This is a genomic window from Candidatus Flexicrinis affinis, from assembly GCA_016716525.1.
Taxonomy (GTDB): Bacteria; Chloroflexota; Anaerolineae; order Aggregatilineales; family Phototrophicaceae; genus Flexicrinis; species Flexicrinis affinis.
On record JADJWE010000005.1, the window covers coordinates 1 to 25,081 of the forward strand.

The following is a 25,081-nucleotide window of genomic DNA, read 5'->3' on the forward strand; positions in this document are numbered from 1 at the left end:
CTGAAGTCCTCGCCAAGTTCCGACCTCGCGCTCTGCGACAATCGAAACGGATTTCTTTCGGGAGTCGACGAGCCAATGGCCAACAAAACAGTGCGACGCAGCATCAACATCACGCCGGAGATGCGCGACATGCTGGCGCAGATCGCCGCCAAACAGGGCCGGGACATCACCGAAGCGGACCTGATCCGCGACGCGATTCGGACTGTCTGGACCAGGCAGACCAGATTGTCGGCAGCCGCCGACACTTCCAGAAATCACTGCAGGCGCATCGAGGCGATTTGAAGCGGCGCTCACGTTTCACCTGCATCGTCATCATTCACCGGTCGCGACGCTCCACGACGGCGAACCGGGTCGATGCGATCGACGAGGCGATCATCGCCGCACGCCGGGATCGCGAGCGGCTGCAAGGCCGTATCGACGCCGTGCGTGACCTGAAAGCCGAGTCGCGAGCAAGGCGATTAGTGTCGCCGCGACTTCGCCTCGGGGGCGGGCGAAGCGGATCGGACGCGGCACCGGGCCGCAAGGACTGAAGGCGACGCTCAAGTACCTGCATTATCGCGACACGCGGAACAATTCACCGCGCAGGCCCAGGACGAACGCTGGCAGGATCGCGGCCCGGGGATCCCATTACGGCGAAATCTTCAAGGAAAGGGATGCGCTGAAAAGCCAGCACGTATTGCGTTGGACGTGGGTGATCTCGCCGGCGCCGGACCTGATGGAGCTGGTGCCGGAAAGCCAGCGCGCCGCGACCTGATGTACGACCTGACCGACCGGGTGGTTGAGGGATTACTACACCGAGCGGGCCTCGACGTGCCGGAATACAGCTAGGTCGCGCACTGCGCGACAACCACGGTGAAGGACGGCCAGCTGTCGCGCGACCACCTGCAGGCCGCATGTGATCCGCCCGGCACCACGCCGTCCACGGCTTGACCGCCTGCCGGTCTACAACAACGCGACGCGCGGGCATGACCGGCTTTCGCGAGATCGCATCACGCCATTCGCCGATGCGCTCGACGTGCGGATCGGCTCCCAGTGGCGCGGCTGCGCGAAGAGCCGGCCCGCAACGAACCTGACAGCGCCGTGTCGCGTTAGGCGGGCAGCGTGATCTACTGGTTATTCACCGGTGGGCGTGACCTCGTGTCCGGATTGCTGTGGCCGCTGCTGTGCCTGACGCCGGTCCTGCTTGTCATCACGGCGTCCGGACTTGGCGCAGGCATCCGCCGAAGCAGCGACGATCACGCACGGCGCCCCGCCATGGCACGTGCCCTGCTCGTTCTCGTTTATGGCGTCACACACTGCTCACGTCGCGTCGCTGTTTCTGGTTGTGGTCGGCGATCAGGCGGTCCGCCGCGGAGTGCCAGCGCCAACAACCGCGTGACGTCAATCGTCGGCGCGCCGGGCGGCTTCAACAGCGCACGCCTTTTCCTGTTCGCAGCGCTGCTCGTATTCACCCTGCTGTTCACGGGGATCGGCGTGCACAGCCTGCTGCGTGACGGCGGCTGGCTGCGCGAGCGTATGGACTGGCTGAGGTCGCCGCGTGTCAGGCGCAGCGGCGCTCCGGATCGGCGTTTGCACCCTGCGCCAGTATCGCCGCTTCCGCCGTCCAGACGGCGAAGGACTGACGCTGCTCGGCGCATTCTGGGGCGAGCAAAAGCGACGGCTGGACGCTGGGACGGGGCGTTTGTGTTTGGGTGGCGAAGACATCGCGCGCGGACTGCTGACGCTCGGCGGACCGGGATCCGGCAAGACGCAGGGCATCATCCTTCCCGCCATTGCCGACCGCATGCTGGCCGGCCACTCGCTGGTGATCGCCGATCCGCAAGGCGAGCTGAAGGCACACATCCTGAGGTACGCCGCCGTCACGCGCCATCTCGTGGTCGTCCACGATCCGACCAGCGCCTCCGGCCCGCGGTACAACCTCGCCGAAGGCATCGACAACGTCTCCGACGCGCGGTCGATCTCAGACGTGCTGGTGCCGACGGTGCTGGGCGACAACCGGTTCTGGACCGACAGCGCGGCCGCCCTGCTGGCTGCCTGCCTGATCCGGTTCAATACGCTGGGCGCGATCTACAGCGCGATGCGAGACGTCAAGGCGTTGGCGAAAACGCTCACGTCGCGGAAGGACGACGCCGCGCTGCTGGCCAACGGTTTCGCCGCGTCGGTCGGGACGGACGGAAAGGTCGCAGCCAACATCATCGCCACGCTGGCAACGGCACTGACGGGCTGGGCGTCCGCCGACGTCCGCGCCAATACGTCGATGTCGGATTTCGACGCCGCGCTGATCGTCGAACGGCCGACGGTGGTCGTGCTGACCTGCCCGGGCCGGATGCGCGCGGTGATGCCTCGTATCTGGGCGCGACGCTGCGCAAGCTGATGCTCGACCTCGGACGATCGGCGAGCAGAACAAAGGCCCGCTGCCGGTTCCGGTCGGCGTGATCCTCGACGAGTTCCCGACGCTCGGCAAACTCGACAGTCTGGTGGCGGATGTCAACCTCGTCCGCAAGCGGCGCATCTCGATCCTGATCGGCGCGCAGACCAAGGGGCAGTTCGAGCTGATCTACGGTCGCGAAGGCACGCAGGCGCTGCTCACCGGGCTGGCGACGCAGGTGATCTACGGCGGTTGCGATGCCGACACCGCGGAGTTCTACAGCAGGGCCAGTGGAACGGCGACCACCGACGCCAACACCGACGATCCGGACAGCCTCCTACGCCAGCGCCCGCTGCTGACCGTCGACGAAGTGATCACGCCGCAGGTCGGCAACTGCACGATTTTCGCGCGCTACGTTGAGGCCGGATTCGCCACGCAGGTGATCCTGAACGCCCGGCTGACGCGCTTCTACGAGCGCGAGGACTGGAAGCGACGGCTGCGCGGGGCGGGTGACGATGCGCTGCTGCTGGAACGCGGCATCGAACGCGTCCGACGATCACCGGCGGCCGAGCTCGAGGATTCGGTTACGACGGAGGATGAAGAAAAGCCGTCGACGATCGAGATTGCCGCGCGGCAGGTGCTGGCCGAGACCGACACGGGTGACGAAGCGAAGCTGAAACAGGGGAGGCTGCTATGAGCCTGAACAAGAAATCGATGGTCCGTGAGATCGGCCGGCGAACGCGTCTGACTAATCGCGACGTGCAGGCGGTCATCGAGACGCTGATCGACGTGTGGACCGACGAACTGGTCAGCGGCGGCCGGATTGAGATCGAGAATTTCATGGTGATCACCACACATCCGGCGAACAAGCGTGTTCTCGTAAGGATGAGTAAGCGCCTTTTGAGCCTATGCAAGACCGAATTGGGTAAAAGGTACTAGCGAGATACAATTCATTTCGCATCGTTTCCTTATCTCAGCGCTTATGTCGAACAGCCTAGCAGGCCAAACCCTTGGGAAGTATGAACTGCGCGACCTGCTTGGTGAAGGCGGTATGGGTGCGGTTTATCGTGCCTACGACCACAGCCTGAACCGGCAGGTAGCTGTCAAAGTCATCAGCCTCGCCAAGAACGATCCCGAGCTGCAAGCCCGCTTCATCCGCGAAGCGCAGACCGCTGCCGCGCTCGAACACAGCCACATCGTCCGCGTCTACGACTACGGTATCGATCGCGAGATCAGCTATGTCGTGATGCAGCACCTGACCGGCGGATCGCTGTCCGAGCGCATCAAGCAGGCGACGCGGCAGGGACGCCCGCTCGCCAGCCTCAGCGAAGTGTCGCTGCTGCTCGACCAGCTCGCCAGTGCGCTCGATTACGCCCACCTTCAGGGCGTGATCCACCGTGACATCAAGCCGCAGAACGTCATGTTCAACAATCAGGGACAGGCGTTCATCGTCGATTTCGGGATCGCCAAGCTGATCTCGGGGTCGACCAACCTGACCCATTCTGGCATGGCGATGGGCACGCCAAGCTACATGTCGCCTGAGCAGTGGGCGAGTAGGGAACTCACACCCGCTGCCGATCAGTACGCGCTCGGCATCATGACCTATCAACTGATCTCGGGCCGGCTTCCGTTCGAGGCCGAAACGCCGCTGCAGGTCATGTACAAGCACATGAACGATCAGCCGACGCCGCTGAGCACGTTCCGGCCGGACATCCCGCCCTCGCTGCTGCTGGTGATCGACCGCGCGCTGTCGAAAGACTATCATCAGCGGTTCCCCAACTGCACCCAGTTTGCGCAAGCTTTCGGCGCCGCGGTGAGCGGGACGCAAGCCGGCAGCACGGAGTACTTCACGTTCAAGCTGGCAGCGGCCAAACCGTCCGGGTTGCCCTACACTCCGACCCCAAGCCAACCTCCGCCGGCGACACCGACGCCCGGCAGCAGTCCGTCGATGCCGGCGCTTCCTGCGGCACGTCCGGCACAGCGCTCGCGCGGTTTGCTGATCGGCGTGATCGGCATCGTTGCGACCGTAGCAATTCTGGCCGCGCTGCTGCTCGGCGGACGCGGCACAGGCGACGTCGAGATGACCGTGACTGCCCAGCATCTGACGCTAATTGCAGCAGGTCTGTCCACCGACAGCGCGGCGACGCAGCGGAGCGGCATCGAAGTCCTCGTAACCGATACACGTGAGCCGACAGTTACGGACACGCCCAGCGCGACACGGACCGCCACGCAGACCGTTCCGCCGACAGCGACCGCGACGCTGAGTGCCCGCGAAGCCGCGCTGGCCACGGTGAATGCAGCGCCGGCGCTGACCGAGACGCAGCGCGCGCTCACGCCGACCGAAGACTTCGAGGCGACGATTCGGGCGGAGATCACCAACGTATATCTCGAGGCGCTGACCGAGACGGCGACGCACCGACCGCCGACTGCCACCCTCACACCAACGCCATCCTTCGCCGCGACGAACACGCCCACCTACACGCCGTCGGTTACGGCATCACACACACCAACATTCACCCCAACCGACACGGCAACGGCCACCAGCACCGATACCCCGACCGTAACCCCGTCGAACACGCCGACGGCAACCGCGACGCTCACCTTCACGCCAACCGAGGATGTTGCGGCAACGCTGGCCGTCGAGCTGACGGCCGCGTTCATCGTCGGTGAGACGGCAACTGCCGAGTCATGGACAGACACGCCGACGGCCTCGTTCACGCCAACCGTGACGGCGACTCCCACAGGTACGCTGACGCCGTCATCGACGCATACGTCAACCGCGACTCCGACCGATACGCCGACATTTACGCTTACACCCACGGACACGCCAACCGCGACGCCGACGGCGAGTGACACACTCACTCCGACGCTGACCTCGACGCCGACAGAAACAGCGACTGCCACAGACACTGCCACAGCGACGCCAACGCTCACCGCCACCCGGACACCGACGCTCACCTTCACGCCAAGCGTGACCCCAACCCAGACCGCGACGTCCGATCAGCCGACGCCGACATTGACCCCGACTGAGGTGATCACTGGTAGAGTGGCATCGTCGCAAGCCGTGAACGTGCGGCAAGGGCCCGGGACAATATACGATCTCGAATTCGTCTTGCGTTCCGGAGCGCAGTTCACGGCATCGGGTCAGAACAAGGACGCTACCTGGCTGAAGATCAGGTCCGAGGACGGTCGTTCCGGCTGGATTGCGTCCTCACTCGTTAGGCTCGACACTTCCCTTCCTGATCCTGGTTACGTACTACGGAATGCAGACTGGACTCCGGTCGAGCGCGAGTTCGATGGGGTGCCCATGATGCTTGTCCCCGCTGGATGCTTCGACATGGGAAGCGAGAACGGAGCGTCCGACGAACGGCCTGTGCATGAGCAATGCATTCTAGAGCCATTATGGATCGACAAGACTGAAGTCACTCAAGAACAATTTCGACGTTTCGGCGGAGTACAAGCACGTCCTAGTGTATTCCAGGGAGAAGACCTTCCCGTCGAGAACATTACTTGGTTTGAAGCACGCGACTTCTGTGCCTTGCGCGGAGCTCGCCTGCCTTCCGAAGCAGAATGGGAATACGCGGCACGCGGTCCAGATAACTTGGCATATCCTTGGGGCGACACGTTTGAGTCGCCACGAGTAGTATTTAGGCAAACTGCAGGCGGGTCTACGAATGAAGTGGGAACCCTTGGGTCAAATGCGTCATGGGTAGGTGCGCTTGACCTAATCGGCAATGTCTGGGAATGGACTGAAAGCGATTATGCGCCTTTTCCCTTCAGTGGAATGGGTGTCACCCCTCCAATCAACACCAGTTCATCGACACTTCGAGTTCTCCGGGGTGGATCATACACAAGTCCTGCAGAGAACTTGAACGCGTTGCGTCGCTTTGCGCCTCAAGCGACTTACATCTACTCCAATATCGGCGTTCGGTGTGTGAAGGACCACGAATCTGGTGAGTCAATCGACCCCGACAGTGCGGACAGTAGTACCGTAGAAAGTATGGTTGAGGCTACATCTGCATTTGAGCTTCCTCAGAATTTGCCTATACTGATCAACTCGGTCGAGATCCCTGGTCGAGTCATCTCGCCCCAGTCAGTCAATGTTCGGTCTGGGCCAGGAACCAACTATGGAATAATCGCAGTCGCACAACCGGGTGAGATCGTGACTGCTGTTGGCATCAGTACGACGGGAGATTGGGTACGGATACGTGTCGCTGCAGAGCGCGTGGGGTGGATTTCCTCATCTTTTGTGGAGCTAGACGGTTCATTCGACGATTCCGGTCTTATACTGCGTAATTTGGATTGGGATCCCGTCATCCGTGATTTTGGAGCAGCGAACATGGTCCTTGTTCCATCAGGATGTTTCGAAATGGGGACAGAAGGTGCTGAGCCCGCCCTACGTCCGACACACGTTGTATGCATAGAGAAGCCTTACTGGCTCGATCAAACAGAGGTGACGCAGGCGCAGTTTGAATCGAGTGGCGGAATCAAGGCCAAGCCAAACTACTTCACTGGATCAAGCAATCCCGTTGAACAAGTAACTTGGTTTGAAGCACGCGATTACTGCCTAAGCATTGGTGCCAGACTTCCGTCCGAAGCGGAGTGGGAATTCGCGGCACGAGGTCCTGACGGTCTTACGTATCCTTGGGGCAATGAACCAACAAGCGACGTAGCAAGTGTTCTTTCAGAACCGCGCGCCAGGACCGCAGCCGTTGGACGCTATCCCGATGGAGCTTCGTGGGTTGGTGCGCTTGACATGTCCGGCAATGTCTGGGAGTGGACGAGCAGTGTCTACGCTGGATATCCATACGGCAGTCAGAGCGAAAGCGAAGCTACTAGCGCCGATCTCCAACGGGTTATTCGTGGAGGATCATGGGTCTATGATCCCCGAGATCTTAGAAGTGTTATCCGAAGTAGAATCGGTCCGAGCTATTGGAACAAGTATCTCGGCTTTCGTTGTGCGCGAGACTATGACGGCAGTTGAGTTGATTGATTAAGCAAGCTCATATTGGTCGTTGTGGTGGCTGTCTATATTGCCTGCAAGCCTCTATTACCCATATCGTCTCACGTGCCGGCTCCCGCTGAAGCTAAGCGCGGATCTGCGCGATGATCGCCCCCAGCACGGTGTCGGCCTGAGCGTTCGTCACGCGCGCCGGCCGACATCGAGTTCCAGGTACGATAACGGCGCAGTCGGCCATCGGCTGCGCTAGACTCCTAGCGAGCGCTTGTTGAACTGAGTGACCCTCACAACTCCAGATCGAACGTATCCACTGGATCACGGGGTTCCCGGGGGGTATGCGTATCGTGCAGGTGCCAGTCTGCATCATCTTTGATCACCGCGTGCGCGCCGCTCATGAATGCAGAGATGTCGTGAAAGCCTAGCGGCTCCCATTTACCGGATAGCCCTTCGAGCTTCGCCACCGCCGGCGCGAGATCGGGGCCTTCCATGATCCCCGGCACCAGAAAGCTGCGGAACTCGGCCTCGAACTTCCGCGAGGCGTCTTCGTCCGCGAAGTGACCGACTTCCAGCCGGCGCGCTTCGGTCGGGTAGACCGTGTCGTCCATGCCGTGCTCTTCAAGATACGTCCCAAAGTCCGGCGGCAGCTGCGGGAACTCGATCAGCACCAGCGCGGTGCCGAGCGACTCACCCGCCGGCGTCTCGACCGGCCGATGGTGCATCTGCCAGTAATGCCGCTCCGGTTCGGGCTGATCGTTCTCGGCCCGGTCGATCAATTCCTGCCACACGTCGGGTGCAGGCGCATCCAATGAGCGTCCGCGGCCGGCCAATTCCGCCTCGCGCTGCGTTGTAAAGCGATCGGGCGGGCCTTCGAAGAACAGCCGCCCGTCTGCGCGTTCCGGGTCGAGCTCGCCATGGCCGACCGACCATGCTTCGGCTTGCCGCATCGAGGCTTCCAGGCCTTCCCGGAAGTGAGTGTGTTCGAGGTCGTCGCGGTCCATCGCGGCGACTTCCTGCTCGTGCTCGCGCTCGAATTCGAACGACTCCAGCGAAAAGCTCTCGACGGTCAGCCCACTGTTTTGCAGCGTGCCGTCTTGGCCGATCCACCACTTGTTCGCGATCAGATCCAGCGTGTACGGATCAGTGCTGACGAGGTCGAACGAATAATTGACGACCGGATCGATTGGCTCCAGCAGCCGAGTGTCGGTGCCGGCCATGGCGTCGTGAAACCGCTGAGTCGGATCCGTCTGCGCGTCACCTGTGAACCCGTCAACCGGACCGGTGCTGAACAGGAACTCGCGATCCGCATCAATGTGACCGCTGGCCTCGGCGATGTGTTTTGCGAGATCCATGGCGGCCTGCAATCCTTCGGTTTCCGCCAACACATTGAGTTCACGCGCCACAACCGCCGCTTCGTCGCTCATACCGAAGGTGTCGAGCGTTTGCCTTTCTTCACGCGTGTCGCCTTGCTCAGGCCAGCGCTTGACGGCCAGCAGCGCGGGCTCACCGTCTTCCGAAATACCCGTGGAGAAGTGGTACTCCGCTTCGATTGGAGGTTCCGGCGCGTCCAGTGACCGGATCGCCGCGTAGGCGGCGTACTCTGCCGGTCCGGCGGTCCGCCACACCGGAGTCTGTTCGCCGCGCTGCTGTGCCCGCTGATCCAGATAATCGGTCAGTTGGAACGGCAGCAGCATGCGCTCATCGACTTCCGCTTGCAGGTCACGATACATGTGCGCCGCGCGGTCGATGTCCTCGAATGCCGCCAGCTCGAGATAACTGCCACCGAGATCACCGGTATTGGCGTTGGCGTACAGGTCGACCGCGCCGACGGCGTACTCGGATCGGCCAGCGTTCTCCCGCTCGAAGACGATCAGGGTGGCGTCGTGCCAGTGCCAGCCCGCGTCCACGTCATACGAGGTTGCTTTGTCCTGAAGCGGCGGAGTCATCGCGCTCATAGCAGCACCTCCTTGCTGGCGCCTAGGCGTTCACCGTAGCGCGACCAGAACGCGCTCAGGACATCTGCGCGGGAGGTCTCACCTGCCGCGACGCGCTCGATGTCCGCTGCCAGCTCCTCGGCGCAGGTCGTTCCGATCAGGTCGTCGAAGTGTTCGACGAGGCGTTGAGTCAGCGATCGGCCGGCCTCCGTCAGGGTCTGCGAGCCGTCGACGCTGGCCAGCAGCCCGGCCGAATGGAGGTGCGCGATTGCCGCGACTGCTTCCGTCATCGGCATGCCTGCACTTGCGAGCGCCAGCACCAGCGTTGATTCGGTGTATGGCTGCACGTCGGGCAGAGTCACCTGCCGCGTATCGACGCGTTCCAGTTGCAGGGTGACGCCTTCCTTGAGGCGAGGCAGCCACGCATCGGCCGTTTCCTGCACGCGGTCCTTGAGCACGCGCGTCCAGCCGTCGAAGAGCGTCGTCCGCGATGTCGCACGCAGCTCGATCGGGTACTTCTTGTCAGGCACCGGCCCAACACGGATGCGCGCCGCGGTGATGCTTTCCTGCGCCGATGTCATGTGCGAGGCGACAAAGTGCCGCCAGATCAGGCCGTAAAGCGCGGCACCGTCACCGCCTTGATCTTCCGGCACCCGGGCGATGTCAACAGGCGAAAGGCCGACGGGCCCGGCGAAGTCCGGTGCGATGTAGTCCTGACCGTACTCGCGTCGAATGTAGGCGAGTGCCGCCTCATGTGTGCCTTCCTGTCGCTGAGCGTCGGGATGCGCGATCCACCCGGCCTCGTAAAGCGTCGCCAAAACCGACAAGACGCGCGCTGGCGTCAGGCCGAGGTCACGGCTTGCCGCCTCGATCAGCGTGCCGACCGTGAGGCTGGCCGGTGCCGGATGAGTCCGGGCACCTCGGATCAGGCCTTCGACCCAGTACACCGCCGGACTGAGTATACGCACTAGGTGGTCGGCCTGCGCTTCGGTACGCAGCGCCAGCGGCGATCCCTTGGCGTTGAGGACTCTTGCCGTGAATGAGAAGCCCTCTACGTTGAGCTCCGCGGACGCCATCCAGCAGCTCTGGGACTTGTGACTGGCGATCTGGCGTTCCCGATCCTGCACCAGGCGCAGGCCGAGCATGCTGGCATAGGACAGCGAGGAATAGCTCTCGTCTGCACGCGATATCGCCGCGTTCACGCCGGCGCTGATGAGCCGGCCAACGATCCGCCGTGTCAGTTCGGCGTCGATCAGGCGGAGATCGAGCGGGCGCGGCAGCCTGAAGGCGTCGCGCACGGCGTCCGGCGTCAGAGCACCTAGCTCGACGCGGAAGACCGGCTTGTCTGCCGAATCGGCCACCAGCGCCAGCACGTGCCAGGCCATCAGTTCGCCGCCACGCCCGGGCGGAGTCGCCGCGTAGATCACGTCGGCCTGCCGCAGCAGCTTCTTCAACCGCACGACCAGCCCGCCTTTGCCCGGCGTGATGCTGAAATCCGGCGCGAACCCGTTATCGACGCTTACGCCGAGTTTGCCGGCCCGGAAATCGCGTACGTGGCCGTGGCACGGTTCGACGCGCCAGCTTTCGCCGAGGATGGTGGACAGCGTCTTCGCCTGCGCGGGTGTTTCTACGATTACGAGTTTCATCGGTTACGTTCCTTTCGCAGCCAGCGGCGGATCGCCGCGCGTGTGTGCAGATGCCGCGCCAGCTGGCGGAGTCTTCGCCGGGCGCTGCGCCGCGAGGTGTGCGTCCAGCTCACGTCCACGCAAGACCAGCCAGACCGGCCACTCGCGGTAGGCGTGGTAGGCTTCTTCTTCCAACGCCTGAAACGGACTCTCTTCGGTTTTCTTCGGCATGGCGCATCCTCCATCAGCGGTCAAGTGGTCTGGAAGCGGGCGAGTTCGCCCGCCGTCGGACGGTTGTACAGGTACCAGAGGCCTTCATCCTGAATGTCGAGGACGTAGTGGAAGCGCGGCAGGGCGGCGATGATGTCGCGGTGCTGCTGGTTGAGGTGCTGGAAGGCCGCGTCTTCGTGAAAGACGTTCATGCCCTGCCGCTGGCTGAACACCACCCGGATCGGGCAGTTCTCAAACACCAGCCGCGCTTTGCCTTCCAAAAAGACGCTCATCTGCTGATCCACGCAGATCAGCTTCTTGCGACGCGTGCGGAAGGTCTTGGCCGCTTCGATTAGGAAGTCGAGCAGCGACGGGTGGCGCATCAGCCGGTAGACCTCATCCACAGCGATGATGCGCGGCTGTTCGTCGATGAGGCTGTCACGGCGGATCGCGCTCAGCACCTGCGTGTAGGCCAGCGCCTGCAAGATCGGGTCGCTTTCCAGATCGTGAAAGCTGAAGACGCGCGGACCGACGGACGCGCGGCCGCCGCGTGACAGGTCGATGTTGGTCGCGCCGTTCAGAAAGTCGGCCCACGGTCCACTGCCGGTACACAGCCCGGCGATCTCGTCCGCCAGATCCTTGGCAATCACCCGGGTCGACTCCTTGTCGCCGAGGCCGGACAGCGCGTCGCACACGGCGTCACAGGTGGGCGCCAGGTCAGGCGTCACCTGACTCAGGTCGCGGAAGCCGCGGTACAGCAGCTCCAGCGCCTCGCCGAGCAGACCGCGCTCGAGGTTCTGCCGCTGAGAGCCCGACAATGAACGCCCCAACACCGTCTCGTAAATGCGCGTGACGTGGCTGACCTGTTCGATCAGCGTCGGGAACATCACGTCCTGCGGGTTGAGCCGCGTCGCTTTGGCGCTCATCACCGTCCACGGCAGGCCAAACGCATCCGCGATGTGCCGCGCATGTCCCATCGGTTCCAGCAAGTCGAACGGGATGCCGTTCTCGGCGTATTCGCGCGTCAGGTAGCAGTTCAGACCGAAAGTCTTGCCGAAACCGGGCACGCCAACCCACGCCTCATGCGTGGCGCGCTTGTCCCGCCACGCGTTGTGAAAGACCGGATAGGCCGCGCCGACCGCCTCACCGCGCAGCACGCCGTCGGTGGTCGACAACTTGCGGTAACCAAGCGGCGAGAGCATCACCGCCAGCTCGCGTGACGTGACCGGCCACGTCGTCGTCGGTACGTTGATTTCCTTCGTCGGTCTGGTGGTGAAGAACCCGACCGCGCGCGCCAGCAGCTCGCCCGCTTCCTGCCGCAGCGAGAACCACGCCCGCGTCTCGTTGATCACGGTCTGCACGCGCTCGCGCAGTGCCTTGAGGGTGTCGGCAGCGACCGCGATGGTGAGCTGGACCGTATGCAGCGCGTCGCCGTTGTTGATTTCCTGAAGCGCGCGCCGGCAGTCGGCGATGCGCTGAACCGACCGGCTGTCCTCGCCGCTGATGCCCGCCAGATGCACCTGATAGGCCTGAATGATGCCTTCCAGCGCGTCGATCGCGGCGTTGCGGTCGTAGGTCCTGCCGATGTCGATCGCCAACGCCAGCGGAACGTTCAGGCGCAGCAGCGGTGGCAGCGGCCGGAAGAAGTTCCACGTCGCCGGCGCGAACTCATAGCTCGTCAGGATCGCCCACAGTGGACGCCCGCCCGGACGCCCGGCCGGCGCCAGATGCCCAAATGCGCCGTCGCGGATCTCGTAGCGCCCGGTGAACAGTGCCGGCCACGCTGCCTCGGCAACCGGTGTATCGAAGGCCGAGGCCATGCCGGCAGCCAACGCGCGCGGATTCTCGTCGCTCCACAGCGCCATGCCGCACAACGCACGCTGATAGTCGGCGCTGTCGTTGAGGCTCTCGAAGTGACGGCGGTATTCCATCAGCAGCAGGCGGCGCTGCGCATCGTCCACGTCCTGCGAAAGCCGGCTCAGGCGGTTGATCTTGTCATCGAGCGTGGCCGGCATCTGCCAGCAGACGAAGCGCGCCGGCTCGCGCAGGGTGCGCAGCCACGTCGAGAAGCGCGCCTGAAGCGCATTGACGCCGTCTTCCGTGGCGTGCAGCATGATGTCGAACGGCTCGACGAGGAAGGTGCGTGTCGGGTTCATCAATCGGATACCCCGGTCAGCGGCGCATCGACGAACAGCAGCCCGTCGTCGTGGTCGGCCTCGGCGGCGCGCGCGAACGTCACCCACTCGCGCATGTCGATCTCGGTGTCGGGGCGTGCCGGCGCGAAGATCACCGCTGCATCCAACCGGACCAGATCGACCGGGAGATCGAGCGCCAGCGCGAGGCGGCTGAATAGGCTATGCGTGTCGCGAGCCGCGGCCAGCAGCAGCGATCCGCGCACGCGGTACATCAGGCGCTGCCAGAGTGGGATGCCGCCGCGCGTGCCGGTCATGACGACCGTGGCGACTGCGACGCTGACACCTGCGACCAACGCCAGATCGGGCACGGCGAGGTTGAACAGCGTATAGGTCAACCCGCCGCCAACGCCAGCCAGCAGCAGGCGCTTGAACGGCACGCCCATGAAGCCCTTTTCGTCGCGCAGCAGCACGTGCGACTTGAAACTCGCGGCCATCGCCTTTGTCCTCGCGGTTCGGGACGGCTAGGCGAAGGTGATGAGCGCGGTGACGCTGGAGGCGAAGACGACGAACAACAGGCCGATGACGACCTGATTGGCCGCCTTCGGGTTGTCGCGCTTCCAGTCGCCGATGATCGGCCAGCTCGATCCCATGTACATCAGGCCGAGGCCGAGAAAGCCGATGACGGCGGCAATGGGCGCGATGAGCTGCGCGATGTCCTGCAAATCGGCAAACAACTGTTGAATGGCATCGGAAAGGTTCACGCGAGACACTCCCCACTCGAAATTGAACGGCTGTCTTTCAGCCTATCTGAGCGGGCGCGTGGGACGTGGCGAGAATTACAGTTTCAGGTTGGCAATCGTGACAACAGGGCCTTCGAAGTGAGGGGCTGTTCTGAGCTGCCCAATTCGCTTACCTGTTCCAAACCGGACATAATTGTGACATGTGAAACACACGCAGCAGGCATGTCAGCATGGCACGGCGTATCAAAGAGCTTTTCGTCAGCTATTCGCGCGATGACAAACACTGGACCTATGAGTTTGCAAAGGCTCTGCGCGAAGACCTGACGTACTCGCCGTTTGTAGATTATCGAAGCGTCCACGTCGGCACCGACTGGTGGCGGACGATTTGCGAGCACATCGAGTCGTGCGATTGCGTCGTCTACGTGATGACGCCCAAGTCAACCGAGTCGATCTACTGCCGTGCCGAGATCGAGTACGCGTTCGCACTCAACAAGCCGATCCTTCCGCTGATGCTGAAGGACTGCACGTTCCCAGCCGATCTTGCGGCAAAGCGTGTACAGTATCTGTCCATCAGTGACGAAATGCAGATCGATCGCGTGCTGCTGGAACTCCAGAAAGGGATTGCTGAGGTTCAGCACCTGATCTACGAAGGGGAGTACGAGTCGCCCAATCCACTGCCGCTACGGCCACCGGAACCGAAGCCGAATGACACCAAGACGGCCGAAGAGGTTTTCGATTTGGCCGCAGAAGCTGCCGAAGATGGGCATCTCGAACAGGCCGAGCAGTTATTCGGACAGGTCGCCGTGGCGGATCGCACCGGGCGTCTCGGCAAGCGGGCACTCGAACGGCTCGAAGAACTGCGGTCGTATATGCAAGTGGCACGGCGGGCGAACAAGCCGGCAACACTTCGAGACGCACGCAAGCTGTGGCATGATCATGTCGCTGTATTCGGCGATGACTTTGACCCGCTGGAACTGTCAGAGAAGCTCACGGGGAAAGGCGATACGAACAATATCCTGTCCGACGCCACAGCACGAGCGGTAGAACGATTTCTCTCGCCGACTGTACCGCCGAAACCGAAGCCGCTGAGGCCGTCCAGTGAGCACCTCTTGCCCGCGCCCTTCGCATGGATCGACATCCCCGGCGACAAGGGCAAGAACTGGCCTGCAGCATCGTACAAGATCGCCAAGTATCCGATCACGAACGCGCAGTTCAAGGTGTTCATCGACGCGGGTGGGTACGGCCAGAACAAGTGGTGGACGGCGGCAGGTTGGCAGCAGCGTGAAGAGGATAAATGGACCGAGCCGCGCTACTGGAAAGATGCCGAGTTGAGCGGCGCGGAGCAGCCCGTCGTAGGCGTGTCATGGTATGAAGCAGTGGCGTTCTGCCTCTGGCTGAGTGAAGCTACAGGTGAGCAGATCATGCTGCCGACCGAGAAACAGTGGCAGTATGCGGCGCAAGGGGACGACGGCCGGAACTATCCGTGGGGGAATGACTGGGATTGTAGGCGATGCAATAACTCGGTCAGCCCATGCGAAAGCAATTCTACGACGCCGGTGCGGCAGTATGAAGGCAAGGGCGACAGTCCCTTCGGTGCGGTCGATATGGCGGGCAACGTGTGGGAATGGTGTCTGACGGATTACGAGACTAAGACCAATGACCTGAACAGCGCGGCTACGGATCGCGTGGTGCGCGGCGGGTCGTGGTACATCAACGATACTCACTACTTCCGCTGCGATAGCCGTTTCTGGTTCTACCCTCACTTCGGGTTCAGCCACTTCGGTTTCCGCATTTCCCGCTCTTAGAATCCTGTTTTCTGGGTTTCTGACTTCTGTTTTCTGACAGGCGCGAAGCGCCTTCTGAAGCGCCGTAGGCCAGCCTATTGCGTCACGCGTACCGCATACCGCCACGCGCCGATCCCCAAACTCCCATACGGCTCGCCCGACCACAGCCACACCAACTCCACGTCTGCCGCCTGACCGGGCAGCAGATCGAAGGCCAGCATCCCCTCCGCCGGCGATCTTGGCCCCGGCGGATTCTCGACATAGCCGAGCGCCAACCAGATATCATCCGGCGTGATCGGGATCGGCGACGATCCGCCGTTGTACAGGCGAAAGCGTATCGTGAGCCGCCCGCTCTGTGTCGTCACGCGGATGATCTGGACGTCCATACCGGAGACGGCGTCCGGCGCAGGCGTCGCGGTCGGCTGCACCGTCGGCGCAAGTCCGGCAACGGAGAGGTCAGTCAGGCCTATACCTTCGGTGTTGGCAGAGCCAATCAGCTCGCCGGTGCGGCCCAGTTCCTGCTCCGGCGGATAAGCGGCCGTGATCAGCGTGCGCGCCGCCGTCGGGAGACCTTGCTCGTCCGTCTCGCCGATCAGCAGCAGCACCAGCCCCGGGCTCACCTGCCGGAAAATGTCGGTCTCGCTGCGCCGCACCGCGCGCTTGTCGTCGAACTCGAAGGTCAGGATCGCGCCGGTGTTCATCGTGAGCTGGAAGCGCGTGCCGTCACCGATCTGATCGAAATACGCAGCGTTCTCGTCCGACCACGGGATGCCGATCACCGGCCGCACCGACATGCCGCTGACAAACGACGCGGTGTCCGGGTTGTCGTCGTAGCGCCACTCGGACGCCTGTACGCGGCGGCGCTGCACCACCCACAACCGCGGCGCAGAGTCGTCAGGCAGGATCACCTGCAAACTGACCGGGTAAGCGACTTCGCGGCCGCCGTCGCTGCCTTGAATCACGTCGTCCTGCGACTCAAGCGCCAGCGGTGTCGGCGTCGGGCTGATCGCAGGCGTCGGTGTCAGTGTTTCCGTCGGTGCCCTGTCAGCGACGACGGACGGCGATCCACCACCCAGTCGCGAGAACAACATCACGACGAACAGCAGCGCCGCCAGCCCCATTCCCACAACGACCACGCATGACGGCTTGCCGGATGCGGCGTTCGCATCGTCTTCCGGCGCATCCAACACGACGTTCTGCCGGGCGGCGTCCTGCACGCGCCCTGGTGTCCTCGCCCAGCGCGAGCCGATCGGGATCAGCGCCGATGTCGCGTAGCGCTGGAGCAGTTCGCCGGCCACTTTGCGCTCAAGCTGGTCCGAGCCGACCGCGCCAGCCGTGCGGACTTCTCGCTCGTAGGCCGTCTTGTACGCGCGCTGGCGCTCGGTCGGCACCAGCTCCCACAATGCCTGCAACTCGCTCAGGCTCAGCGTCTGGAGCTCCTCCACGGTGTGATAGCGCAGCGTCTCCATCAGTCGTCGCCTCCAACTGCGCTGCCGCTGGATTCCGAGGCCGTGTCGCTAAGTGTCGTCACTGAGTACACCGTTCCACCGTCCGGCGTCGGCGCGTTCACGGTCACGTCAATCTGCGGCGGGACGGTGACCAGCCCGTGCGTGGTCAGCGTGTCCGGCAGCAGCCGCGCCGTGACTTCCAACCGCGTCACCTCACGCTCGGCCTCGTCTCGCGACGCGCCGGCGTTCACCATCTGCTGGATCAACTGCGACCGCGACTCGTCCGTCAGGCGGCGATCCGGCGTCTGGTTGATCTCCCGCGCAACGCGCTCGGTTTGCTGCGGTGAGAGGCCGAGCCGCGCGGCCTGATCGATGAACACGCCAAACCGCGAGAGATCGTCGCGCACCGGCGGCCGGTCCTCCGTCGGCTTGACGCCAAGCGCCTGCGCGATGGCCAGCCCGACGCTCAAGGTGTCGATGCCCAGCGCACCATGACCACCCAGCAGCCGCATCACGTCACCCATCACGCTGGCGATGTTGTCCCTGCCGGTGACTTGCAGCTGCCCGAGGCGTTCAGTCAGGTGCGTCTCCAACTCTTCGCCGCGCATGTCGTCCGCATAAGTTTGACGCTCGACCGCCTCACGCGGCGGCTCGGCAGGCGTGAACGTGCCGGTGCGGCGCGGTGCTGGTTCACCGGAACCCTCATCGCTCTGTGTCGATTTCGCGCCGCCGCTGCCTCCCGGTACGGTCCAGCTTGCCAGTGCGTCACCGACCGCCGGCACCAGCATCGGACGCGCCAGCATGCGGCCACGTTCGTCATTGACGGCGTGGTCCGGATCACGGTCGCTCAGCAGCCGTGCGCCGATCAGCGGCCCTGCGATGCGCCCAATGACCGGCAGGTTGTCGGCTACGCGTCGCGTGGCCGCGCCTTCGCTGAACTGTTCTGCTGCGCTGCCGAGCGCCGTATTGCGCAAGCCCGGCAGGTGGGTCAGAGTCCGCGCCGCCCCAGTCAGGACGCTGCTTCCGCCGAGCATCAAGCCGGCCGCCTGTGCCGCCGTCGCCCCGCTGTGCAGCGCGCTCATGCCCGCCAGTGCGTTCGATCCGACACTGGCTGCCGCCGATGCTGTGCCCAATGCAGCGCTTGCTGTGCCCGTCACCGCCGCCGATGTGACCATTCCGGGCGTCATAAACACCCGACCGGTCGCCTGCCCCATGGCGTTGAACAACCGGTTGAAGCTGTTCCAGACGGCCTTGACGCCCGACCACAACGTGATGGCGATGAACACAAGGCAGATCAGGCCAATGCCGATGATCCCGGCCGCGCTGCCGGTCGCTGCGCCGGCGAGGAAGAAGCCGATCACCAGCGCCTGAATTAGGGCGATGATCGCGGTCTGCACGATCAGCTCGATCCACTGGTTGATCATGTTGTGGGCGATGCTTTCGGTGCGCTTGAAGAAGGCGAACAGGATCGCCAACCCGAACGAGACGAAGGTGATCCCCATCGCGATCGTGATCAGCAGATGCACGATCTGCTCGACCAGCGCGAACAGCAGCAGCGGCCAGGCGCTCAAGGCGCGCTGCTGCGACGATCCTGCCATCGACACTGCCGCGGCACGCGCCGCACCATCGACGCCGTCCCACGTAATGGGCGCAAAGTTGTAGTCGAAGTAGCCACCGTCGAAGTTCCAGTCCATCGGAACGACCGACGTTCCGCCAGCCCCAGCCCAGGTCGACGGATTCGGGTTCTGGTAGTAAATGCCGCAGCCCGGCGAGTAGACCGGCTGCGGATAGCCCATGACGTCCTGAGCGTGGCCGCGCAGGTACGCCATCGCGATGTCCAGCCCGTCGATCGGTCCCGGTCCGGTCGCGCCAGGCAGATAGACGTCGAACTGGTCACACAGACTGCCTAAGCCGAGGTCGTTGGAGTTGACCTGCGCCAGCGAGGAAAAATCGCCGGCGTTGGCGCCCATCCCGTTGAGCACGCTCACATACATCACCTGACCGATGTTCAGCCGGAAGTCGTTGAGGCTCCGATAGAAACTTGGCCCGATGCTGAAGAACAGCGCGCCGGCGACGTACCAGATCAAGGCGCTGCGTGGACTGACCACATCCAGTCGGATGAACGATGCCAGCATGTAGGTGATGCCGAGGACCAGCATGGCCGCGATAAACACGTAGCCGACCGCCACGCCGAGGCTTCCGTTGGTCTGCGCGATCACCGGCGCGAATACGTGATCAATCAGCCACTGGTTGACCAGTTTCACCGTGTAGCCCGCCATAATCAGAGCTTCTTGCAGGTTCCAGTGAATGCCGGCGATCAGCACGATGATGCCGTACATCAACTCGTCGAGCATGCGCGCGAAATCAGGCATTGGGTTTCCCTCTAGTCGGCGACATCGCCGCTGCAAAACGGGTTGGAGGCGTTGATCCAGGTGATCCGGTTTGCGCCGCCATCCAGCGAGTACACAAGCTGGTGCAGACTCCCGGCAGGCCCGAACGCGGCCAGGCGGTAGATTCGTGAGCTGCCGGGCGCGAGCGCGGCGTAGTCCTCATTCCAGTAGCCGGCGGCCTGCATCGCCGCCTGTGAGGTCGGCCACGTCCCGATCAACGGTCCGCTGAAGGTGTCGATGCGCGTGATCGTCATCAGCGCGACCGGGACCGTTTCGTACACCGCGCTGCCAAGATTGGCGATCTCAAGCTGCCACGTGTACAGACTGCGCGGCTCGCCGCTGATCGGCTCAGCGGGCGTCGATTCCGGATTGAGCAAACGGAAGCGCAGCCGCAGCGGTGCGCCGGACTGCCCGACAAACACGGCATCGCCGACATAGAAATCCTGTGGCGGTGTGATGACGTACGGCGTCGGCGGCAGCGGAAGCAGTGTTGGCAGCGGCAGCGGCGTGCCGGGGAGCGGCGTCGGCTGTGGGATGACCGCTGTCGGCACGGGAGTCGGACAGACATAGTACGCCGTCTGCAGAACCGCCGTCCCGCAGGCCAGGATCGCCGAAATAACGGCCACTGCCGCGGTCAGGAAACGCAGCATGTGCGACATTCGCGTTCCTTCCTATGGAATCAACCCGGGCTGGTTGCCGGGTGTGAGCAGATGCGTGAAGCGAACGTTTCCGCCGCGCCGGCCGTTCGGCACCGACCACACTTTGCCGAAATACGGCACCGCGACCCGTACCGGCATATCGGTCACAAGTTGTATCTGCGCGTAGCCGCTGACATCCGTGAACGCCTGCGCGATCACCCGATTGGTGCCGGTTTCGACCACACGCACGGGGATACCAGATACGCCTTCAGCCGGATCGACAGCGCGGTTTCCGTTCTCGTCGTAGGCAATGACCACGGAGATGATCATCTGCGCAGGTGGCATGGGCGTGGTGATCGGCAGAACCATCTGCGGCGCGGACACCAGCTCAATGCGTGCAACGTCGCGCGGCTCGTCGGTCGATGGCGGCATCTGTGGCGGCGCGCCGATGATCGTGTTCGGGTCGGCGCGATATACCTGCACGGCGTCCAGCGCGATGGTTGAGCCTTCGCTGTCCGGATTGCGCTCGCCAGCGCTGCGCAGAGTGAGAACGTGAGGTCCCGTGCCGAGGCTGTACACCGGTGAGCCGGGAAATGCGAGCTCGGGCGAATAGGCATCGACCGTATCGATGACCGTTCCGTCGACAATCACGTCGAACACGCCCATATTGCGCGCTGCGACATAACGGATCCGCAGGCCCTCACCATCGAACACCATGCTGACGGCACTGTTCGGTTCGTCTGTGCGGTGATACTGACCGCGACTGGCACCGGCCTGCTGTCGCCGCTCCCACGGCGTGCTGTAGCGTATGGCCGGATGATCCGACTCGTAGCTGATCCATCCGGTGTAAGGCGGCGGCTGATCGGTTGCATCCGGCAGCGGCTCGAACGGCAGTGGTGGCGCGGACAGCAGGATCGTACCGGCCGGAAGTCCCGTGGCTGTCGGTGGGACGAACACGCCGGGCATGACCGCATGGACTTCCAGCACGCGTGTCGATAGCGTCGGTGTTGTCGTTGCGGTGGACGACGCGGTCTGCGTTGGTGTCGCGGTCGCCGTCCATGTCGCTGACGGCGTCGGTGTCCGGGTTGCCGTGGCGGCTTGCGTAGACGTCGGGGACGGCGTCAACGACGGCAGCACCATCAGCGTGGGCAGCGGTTCGCTGGCCCTGACATGTCGCTCAACGACAAAGAAGGCTACTACACTCCATGCCATCAGGCATACAGCCGTCAACACCAGTATTCGCCGCATGTTCGCCTCCGCCGAGTATCCTGTATCTCAGCGTAGCCGCTGCGGCGATCTCAATCTGACGAGAATTTCAGTATTGCCTTGGTGATTCTGCTAACATGACGTGACGACGTCAGTTGGACGGGAACGCGAAGCCTTCCTGAAAGGCCATGCTGATCAGGTGTTCGTTGGTCTGAACGCCGAAGCGTCGGCGCAGCTTCTGGCGCACCCAGTAAATGCGCCGCAGCGGTACGTCCATCTGCCGGGCGATATCGCTGACATGCAAGCCTTTCGCGAGCAGTCGCAGCACGGCGCGGGCTTCCGCGTCGAGCTTCCAGTCGCGCAGCGGGGACTGCATCGCGGTCAGGTACTCGGCGTTCGCGGTCGGCGAGAGGTAGGGCCACCCCCGCAGTGCCATATCGACGGCGATCGGCAGACAGGTATTCAGATCGTCACCGACCATCAGGTAGCCTTTTGCCCCGGCCGCGAGCAGGTCACGGATCAGCAGTCCATCGCTCAAGGTTCCCATGACGATGATGTGCGCAGTTGGCACAGCGTGTCGAAGTCGCTCGACCAGCGCCAGCGTGTCAATGAGCGGATCGAAGCGATCCCCCAAGAGGATGATATTGGGCTGTTCCGACTTGGCTTTCGCGATCAGATTGCTGCCGTTATCGGCCCTGCTGAGGGTTGTCTGCGCTCGCCGCAGGAGAACGGTTTCCGCGCCGATGACACTCAGGCTGTTGCTGTCTGCGACCAGGATTCGCGCTGACATCGTTCTACCCTCGACTGATAGGCTGTCCTCTCAGCATATCGCAGGTAGTTCCGCGCGCGATGTCACGCTGTGACATTCTGGGCACAAAGATTTGCATCGATATGAAAATCACGAGACTATAGACTACGGGTTCTACTCGCGTGAGCTTCGAGAGTATGTCAGATACCGTGCCGCCGGGCGGGACATTTGACCTTGCCCCTGACATGCTTGCCGTCCGTTGAATCGGGGTTAGGTCAATGCCCGCCTGGGCTCAACTCTTGACCGATATCCAATACAGGATGTCTGCTTGACCAAATCGATGTGACAAACAGAGATATCGACAAGGTATACTAAGTGCTGGGCGAAGATCGATACTCATTAAAGTGTTGCTTCCAATAAGGAAACCGTATGCGTAACCAACCGCGCTACAGCAAGGGACAACGTATTGGAGGCTACTTCCTCGTCCACGAAGCGCTGATGGGCGGAATGGGCGAGGTGTATCTTTGCCTTGACGAGAGGCAAGATGTCCCCGTCGCACTCAAGACGTTTCAGGGTGGTGATCCGGGTTTGGCCGACATCTTCGAGAAGGAGGTGGCTACGTGGATCGCACTCGAAAGTCATCCCAATATCGTGCGCTGCTACTATATGGAGCGGTTCGACAATATCCCGTTTATGGCATTGGAGTGGATAGCCGGCGTAGCCGGCAAGGGTACCGACCTGCGAAGTTGGCTCAAGCACGGCGCACTGGAACCGGCACTGGCGCTGCGCTTCACCATAGACATCGTCCGTGGACTTCAACATGCCAACACCACGTCACCCGGTATCGTGCATCGTGATCTGAAACCAGACAATGTATTGGTTAGCCAAGCGCATCAGGCCAAGATCACTGACTTTGGTCTGGCGACTCTGGCATACAAAGGCAAGATAGACATCGGTGTCAATGATGAGATTGACATGCAGCGGAGTAGGTATGTAGCAAACATCGTGGGCACTCCGGCCTACATGGCACCAGAGCAATGGCGCGGGGACGTTGAGATCGACTTCCGAACTGACATCTATGCAGTTGGATGTATCCTGTACGAGCTGCTGACTGGCAGACGGCCGTTCGACGGGACAACAGTCCAGCAACTCCGCTTACAGCACTTGGCTGCACCGGTTCCAGGTCTCAATGTCGGCGTATCATCTCGTATCACCGGTGTTCTGAAGGGGTGCCTAGCAAAGGAACGCAGGGACCGCTTCGAGCGACTTGACCTGATGCTGACCGAACTGATCGAATTATATGATTCTGTCAGTAATAGTCCGCTGCCAGAAGTAACGATTGAAACGTTGACGGTGATTGATCTCAACAATCGTGGGATGACGTACGGTTTCTTGGGCCAACATGAACGCGCCCTTATGGACTTTGACGCGGCCATCGCACTCGATTCCGATACCGCGGTCGCATACTATAACCGTGCGACTGCCTACCAGATCTTGGGTCAGCATGAGCGAGCAATAGAAGACTACAATTTCGCTATTCGACTGACGCCAGACGACGCCCACAGCTACAACAACCGCGGTGCGTGCTACGATTTCCTTGATCAGCACGAGCGGGCGATCGAGGACTATGACGCGGCCATTGGACTGGATCCCGATTATCCAGAAGCCCATTCGAACCGCGGTGATTTGTACCGAAAGCTAGGTCAGTTCGACCAGGCAATTCAGGATCATAACACTGCCATCAGCCTCGATTCTGGTAATCCGATATCCTACTTCAATCGAGGTGAAACCTACAGCGACCTCAACCAACATGAGCGGGCGATCGCGGACTTCGACGTCGCCATCAATCTGCGGCCCAACTACGCCATTGCGTATGCACATCGCGGCTTCAGCTACGGGGTCTTGGGGAAGCATGAGCGGGCAATTTGGGATCTCGACACCGCCATCAACCTTGATCCTTCGTACGCGTCAGCGTATTCGTTCCGTGGCAATCAACACGGGCACTTGGGCCGGTTCGTGTTGGCGCTCCGTGACTATGATACGGCGATCCGCATTAACCCGAACTTGGACATCGCACACCTCAATCGAGGATCTGTGCTAGCGAACATGGGGCGTCTTCACGACGCACTACCGTCACTGGAAACGGCGTACGCGCTCGGGATGCGTCAGGCTTTGGGCAAGTTGCAGGACGTGCGCCGGAGATTGGGTCTGGCACCTTTGTCAGTGCAGCCAAAACCTGACGATAGTTTGGCGGCGGCAAATGCGTTTTCCGGTGCAAGTTCATTCGCAATGATGCAGCACGCAGTACGCCAGTTTCCTGTCTTGGCTAACATGATTCCGGCTATTGAGCAGGTGATACAGGAGCAAGTTCCACCGGAACAGCGCGGCGTCTTCATACAGAAACTAGCGTGGTTACGCCAGATCGTAGGGTGATAGATGATTACATGTGATTTTGAAGATGTTGGATTACCCGCTGCAATTAAGGCGTTCAAGAGGTCACGCGGTTGCGGGTGCCGTTGGCCTTAACGTCGCAGCGAGCAGCAGGAGCAGTCCCCCCGGCACGAACAGCAGACCAAAACCCCACGCCCCGACAATGGCCATGCCCACCGTAAAGAGCACCGCTATCCAACGAAAGCGTCGTGCCAGCGCGGCATTGTCGATGCGCGTACTGACCAGCGCCATGATGCCTGCGACAACCATCAGGGCCAGAAAACCGTACCCCAACGGGCTGCCTCCCTGCTGGATATACGACTGCTGGTGACAGACCATGTCCTGACCCTGCGGCAGGCACGTGGCGAATACCGGAAGGAACAGGATACTGATCGCCAGAGCGATCTGCATCAACCCGCCGGCCAGCGCAAATAGGGACGCGCGATTTCGGGGCATTGATGACTTGCC

20 protein-coding genes are annotated in these 25,081 nt (G+C 62.4%); 8 read left to right on the plus strand and 12 right to left on the minus strand.

Features of this window, described 5'->3' with window-relative positions:
* From IPM16_15010 to IPM16_15035, 6 genes are all read left to right on the plus strand, one after another.
* On the plus strand, positions 1–282 hold a 282-nt coding region (locus IPM16_15010), incomplete at its 5' end, for a hypothetical protein (protein MBK9124412.1).
* Positions 279–530, plus strand: a complete 252-nt coding sequence (locus tag IPM16_15015) for a hypothetical protein (protein MBK9124413.1) — start codon at positions 279–281, stop codon at positions 528–530. The genes IPM16_15010 and IPM16_15015, both read left to right, overlap by 4 nt.
* A 1,007-nt stretch (positions 531–1,537) precedes the next feature.
* A complete protein-coding gene (locus tag IPM16_15020; GenBank protein ID MBK9124414.1) occupies positions 1,538–2,374 on the plus strand; it encodes a type IV secretory system conjugative DNA transfer family protein in 837 nt (278 codons plus the stop codon).
* A 58-nt stretch (positions 2,375–2,432) separates the two neighbouring features.
* Positions 2,433–3,065, plus strand: a complete 633-nt coding sequence (locus tag IPM16_15025; GenBank protein ID MBK9124415.1) for a type IV secretory system conjugative DNA transfer family protein — start codon at positions 2,433–2,435, stop codon at positions 3,063–3,065.
* Positions 3,062–3,307: an HU family DNA-binding protein gene (locus IPM16_15030; protein ID MBK9124416.1), complete on the plus strand. Its 246-nt coding sequence runs from the start codon at positions 3,062–3,064 to the stop codon at positions 3,305–3,307. The genes IPM16_15025 and IPM16_15030 overlap by 4 nt, the downstream gene beginning before the upstream one ends.
* A 43-nt stretch (positions 3,308–3,350) precedes the next feature.
* Positions 3,351–7,352 carry an SUMF1/EgtB/PvdO family nonheme iron enzyme gene (locus IPM16_15035; GenBank protein ID MBK9124417.1) on the plus strand — a complete coding sequence of 1,334 codons (4,002 nt, stop codon included), beginning with the start codon at positions 3,351–3,353 and terminating at the stop codon, positions 7,350–7,352.
* A gap of 260 nt (positions 7,353–7,612) precedes the next feature.
* Here the strand turns inward: IPM16_15035 and IPM16_15040 are convergent, their stop codons facing one another.
* Genes IPM16_15040 through IPM16_15065 form a run of 6 tightly spaced genes read right to left on the minus strand, consistent with a single transcriptional unit; the run spans position 7,613 to position 13,990 of the window.
* Positions 7,613–9,280: a hypothetical protein gene (locus tag IPM16_15040; protein MBK9124418.1), complete on the minus strand. Its 1,668-nt coding sequence runs from the start codon at positions 9,278–9,280 to the stop codon at positions 7,613–7,615.
* Positions 9,277–10,905: a hypothetical protein gene (locus IPM16_15045; GenBank protein MBK9124419.1), complete on the minus strand. Its 1,629-nt coding sequence runs from the start codon at positions 10,903–10,905 to the stop codon at positions 9,277–9,279. Before IPM16_15045 ends, IPM16_15040 begins: the two co-directional genes overlap by 4 nt.
* A gap of 3 nt (positions 10,906–10,908) precedes the next feature.
* A complete protein-coding gene (locus IPM16_15050; GenBank protein MBK9124420.1) occupies positions 10,909–11,115 on the minus strand; it encodes a hypothetical protein in 207 nt (68 codons plus the stop codon).
* Positions 11,116–11,135: 20 nt separating this feature from the next.
* The gene (locus IPM16_15055) at positions 11,136–13,250 is read right to left on the minus strand and encodes a hypothetical protein (GenBank protein ID MBK9124421.1); all 2,115 of its coding nucleotides are present in this window, start codon (positions 13,248–13,250) and stop codon (positions 11,136–11,138) included.
* Entirely contained in the window at positions 13,250–13,723 is a 474-nt protein-coding gene (locus tag IPM16_15060; GenBank protein ID MBK9124422.1) for a hypothetical protein, read from the minus strand. The genes IPM16_15055 and IPM16_15060 overlap by 1 nt, the downstream gene beginning before the upstream one ends.
* A gap of 27 nt (positions 13,724–13,750) precedes the next feature.
* The gene (locus IPM16_15065; protein MBK9124423.1) at positions 13,751–13,990 is read right to left on the minus strand and encodes a hypothetical protein; all 240 of its coding nucleotides are present in this window, start codon (positions 13,988–13,990) and stop codon (positions 13,751–13,753) included.
* 209 nt (positions 13,991–14,199) lie between these two features.
* Here IPM16_15065 and IPM16_15070 point away from each other — a divergent pair, with 209 nt between their 5' ends.
* Positions 14,200–15,774: an SUMF1/EgtB/PvdO family nonheme iron enzyme gene (locus tag IPM16_15070; protein MBK9124424.1), complete on the plus strand. Its 1,575-nt coding sequence runs from the start codon at positions 14,200–14,202 to the stop codon at positions 15,772–15,774.
* A 74-nt stretch (positions 15,775–15,848) separates the two neighbouring features.
* Here IPM16_15070 and IPM16_15075 read toward each other — a convergent pair whose 3' ends face one another.
* From IPM16_15075 to IPM16_15095, 5 genes are all read right to left on the minus strand, one after another.
* On the minus strand, positions 15,849–17,222 hold the full coding sequence (locus IPM16_15075; GenBank protein ID MBK9124425.1) for a hypothetical protein: 1,374 nt from the start codon (positions 17,220–17,222) through the stop codon (positions 15,849–15,851).
* Complete coding sequence (locus IPM16_15080; GenBank protein MBK9124426.1) at positions 17,222–19,573, minus strand: hypothetical protein; 2,352 nt, start codon at positions 19,571–19,573, stop codon at positions 17,222–17,224. Before IPM16_15080 ends, IPM16_15075 begins: the two co-directional genes overlap by 1 nt.
* 11 nt (positions 19,574–19,584) lie before the next feature.
* Positions 19,585–20,250: a hypothetical protein gene (locus IPM16_15085; GenBank protein ID MBK9124427.1), complete on the minus strand. Its 666-nt coding sequence runs from the start codon at positions 20,248–20,250 to the stop codon at positions 19,585–19,587.
* A 12-nt stretch (positions 20,251–20,262) separates the two neighbouring features.
* A complete protein-coding gene (locus tag IPM16_15090) occupies positions 20,263–21,477 on the minus strand; it encodes a hypothetical protein (GenBank protein ID MBK9124428.1) in 1,215 nt (404 codons plus the stop codon).
* Positions 21,478–21,586: 109 nt separating this feature from the next.
* Entirely contained in the window at positions 21,587–22,225 is a 639-nt protein-coding gene (locus IPM16_15095; protein MBK9124429.1) for a response regulator transcription factor, read from the minus strand.
* Between the two features lie 387 nt (positions 22,226–22,612).
* Here IPM16_15095 and IPM16_15100 point away from each other — a divergent pair, with 387 nt between their 5' ends.
* A complete protein-coding gene (locus tag IPM16_15100; GenBank protein ID MBK9124430.1) occupies positions 22,613–24,616 on the plus strand; it encodes a tetratricopeptide repeat protein in 2,004 nt (667 codons plus the stop codon).
* A 63-nt stretch (positions 24,617–24,679) separates the two neighbouring features.
* On the opposite strand, the gene IPM16_15105 is transcribed toward IPM16_15100, so the two are convergent.
* Positions 24,680–25,069, minus strand: coding sequence for a hypothetical protein (locus tag IPM16_15105; GenBank protein MBK9124431.1), 390 nt, complete (start codon positions 25,067–25,069; stop codon positions 24,680–24,682).
* Positions 25,070–25,081 lie beyond the last annotated feature (12 nt).

What these genes read in the sequence shown, in the direction of transcription:
- IPM16_15030 (MBK9124416.1), top strand. Translation starts at nt 3,062, where the DNA reads ATGAGCCTGAACAAGAAATCGATGGTCCGTGAGATCGGCCGGCGAACG.
- IPM16_15035 (MBK9124417.1), top strand. Translation starts at nt 3,351, where the DNA reads ATGTCGAACAGCCTAGCAGGCCAAACCCTTGGGAAGTATGAACTGCGC.
- IPM16_15040 (MBK9124418.1), bottom strand. Translation starts at nt 9,280, where the DNA reads ATGAGCGCGATGACTCCGCCGCTTCAGGACAAAGCAACCTCGTATGAC.
- IPM16_15045 (MBK9124419.1), bottom strand. Translation starts at nt 10,905, where the DNA reads ATGAAACTCGTAATCGTAGAAACACCCGCGCAGGCGAAGACGCTGTCC.
- IPM16_15050 (MBK9124420.1), bottom strand. Translation starts at nt 11,115, where the DNA reads ATGCCGAAGAAAACCGAAGAGAGTCCGTTTCAGGCGTTGGAAGAAGAA.
- IPM16_15055 (MBK9124421.1), bottom strand. Translation starts at nt 13,250, where the DNA reads ATGAACCCGACACGCACCTTCCTCGTCGAGCCGTTCGACATCATGCTG.
- IPM16_15060 (MBK9124422.1), bottom strand. Translation starts at nt 13,723, where the DNA reads ATGGCCGCGAGTTTCAAGTCGCACGTGCTGCTGCGCGACGAAAAGGGC.
- IPM16_15070 (MBK9124424.1), top strand. Translation starts at nt 14,200, where the DNA reads ATGGCACGGCGTATCAAAGAGCTTTTCGTCAGCTATTCGCGCGATGAC.
- IPM16_15075 (MBK9124425.1), bottom strand. Translation starts at nt 17,222, where the DNA reads ATGGAGACGCTGCGCTATCACACCGTGGAGGAGCTCCAGACGCTGAGC.
- IPM16_15080 (MBK9124426.1), bottom strand. Translation starts at nt 19,573, where the DNA reads ATGCCTGATTTCGCGCGCATGCTCGACGAGTTGATGTACGGCATCATC.
- IPM16_15085 (MBK9124427.1), bottom strand. Translation starts at nt 20,250, where the DNA reads ATGTCGCACATGCTGCGTTTCCTGACCGCGGCAGTGGCCGTTATTTCG.
- IPM16_15090 (MBK9124428.1), bottom strand. Translation starts at nt 21,477, where the DNA reads ATGCGGCGAATACTGGTGTTGACGGCTGTATGCCTGATGGCATGGAGT.
- IPM16_15095 (MBK9124429.1), bottom strand. Translation starts at nt 22,225, where the DNA reads ATGTCAGCGCGAATCCTGGTCGCAGACAGCAACAGCCTGAGTGTCATC.
- IPM16_15100 (MBK9124430.1), top strand. Translation starts at nt 22,613, where the DNA reads ATGCGTAACCAACCGCGCTACAGCAAGGGACAACGTATTGGAGGCTAC.
- IPM16_15105 (MBK9124431.1), bottom strand. Translation starts at nt 25,069, where the DNA reads ATGCCCCGAAATCGCGCGTCCCTATTTGCGCTGGCCGGCGGGTTGATG.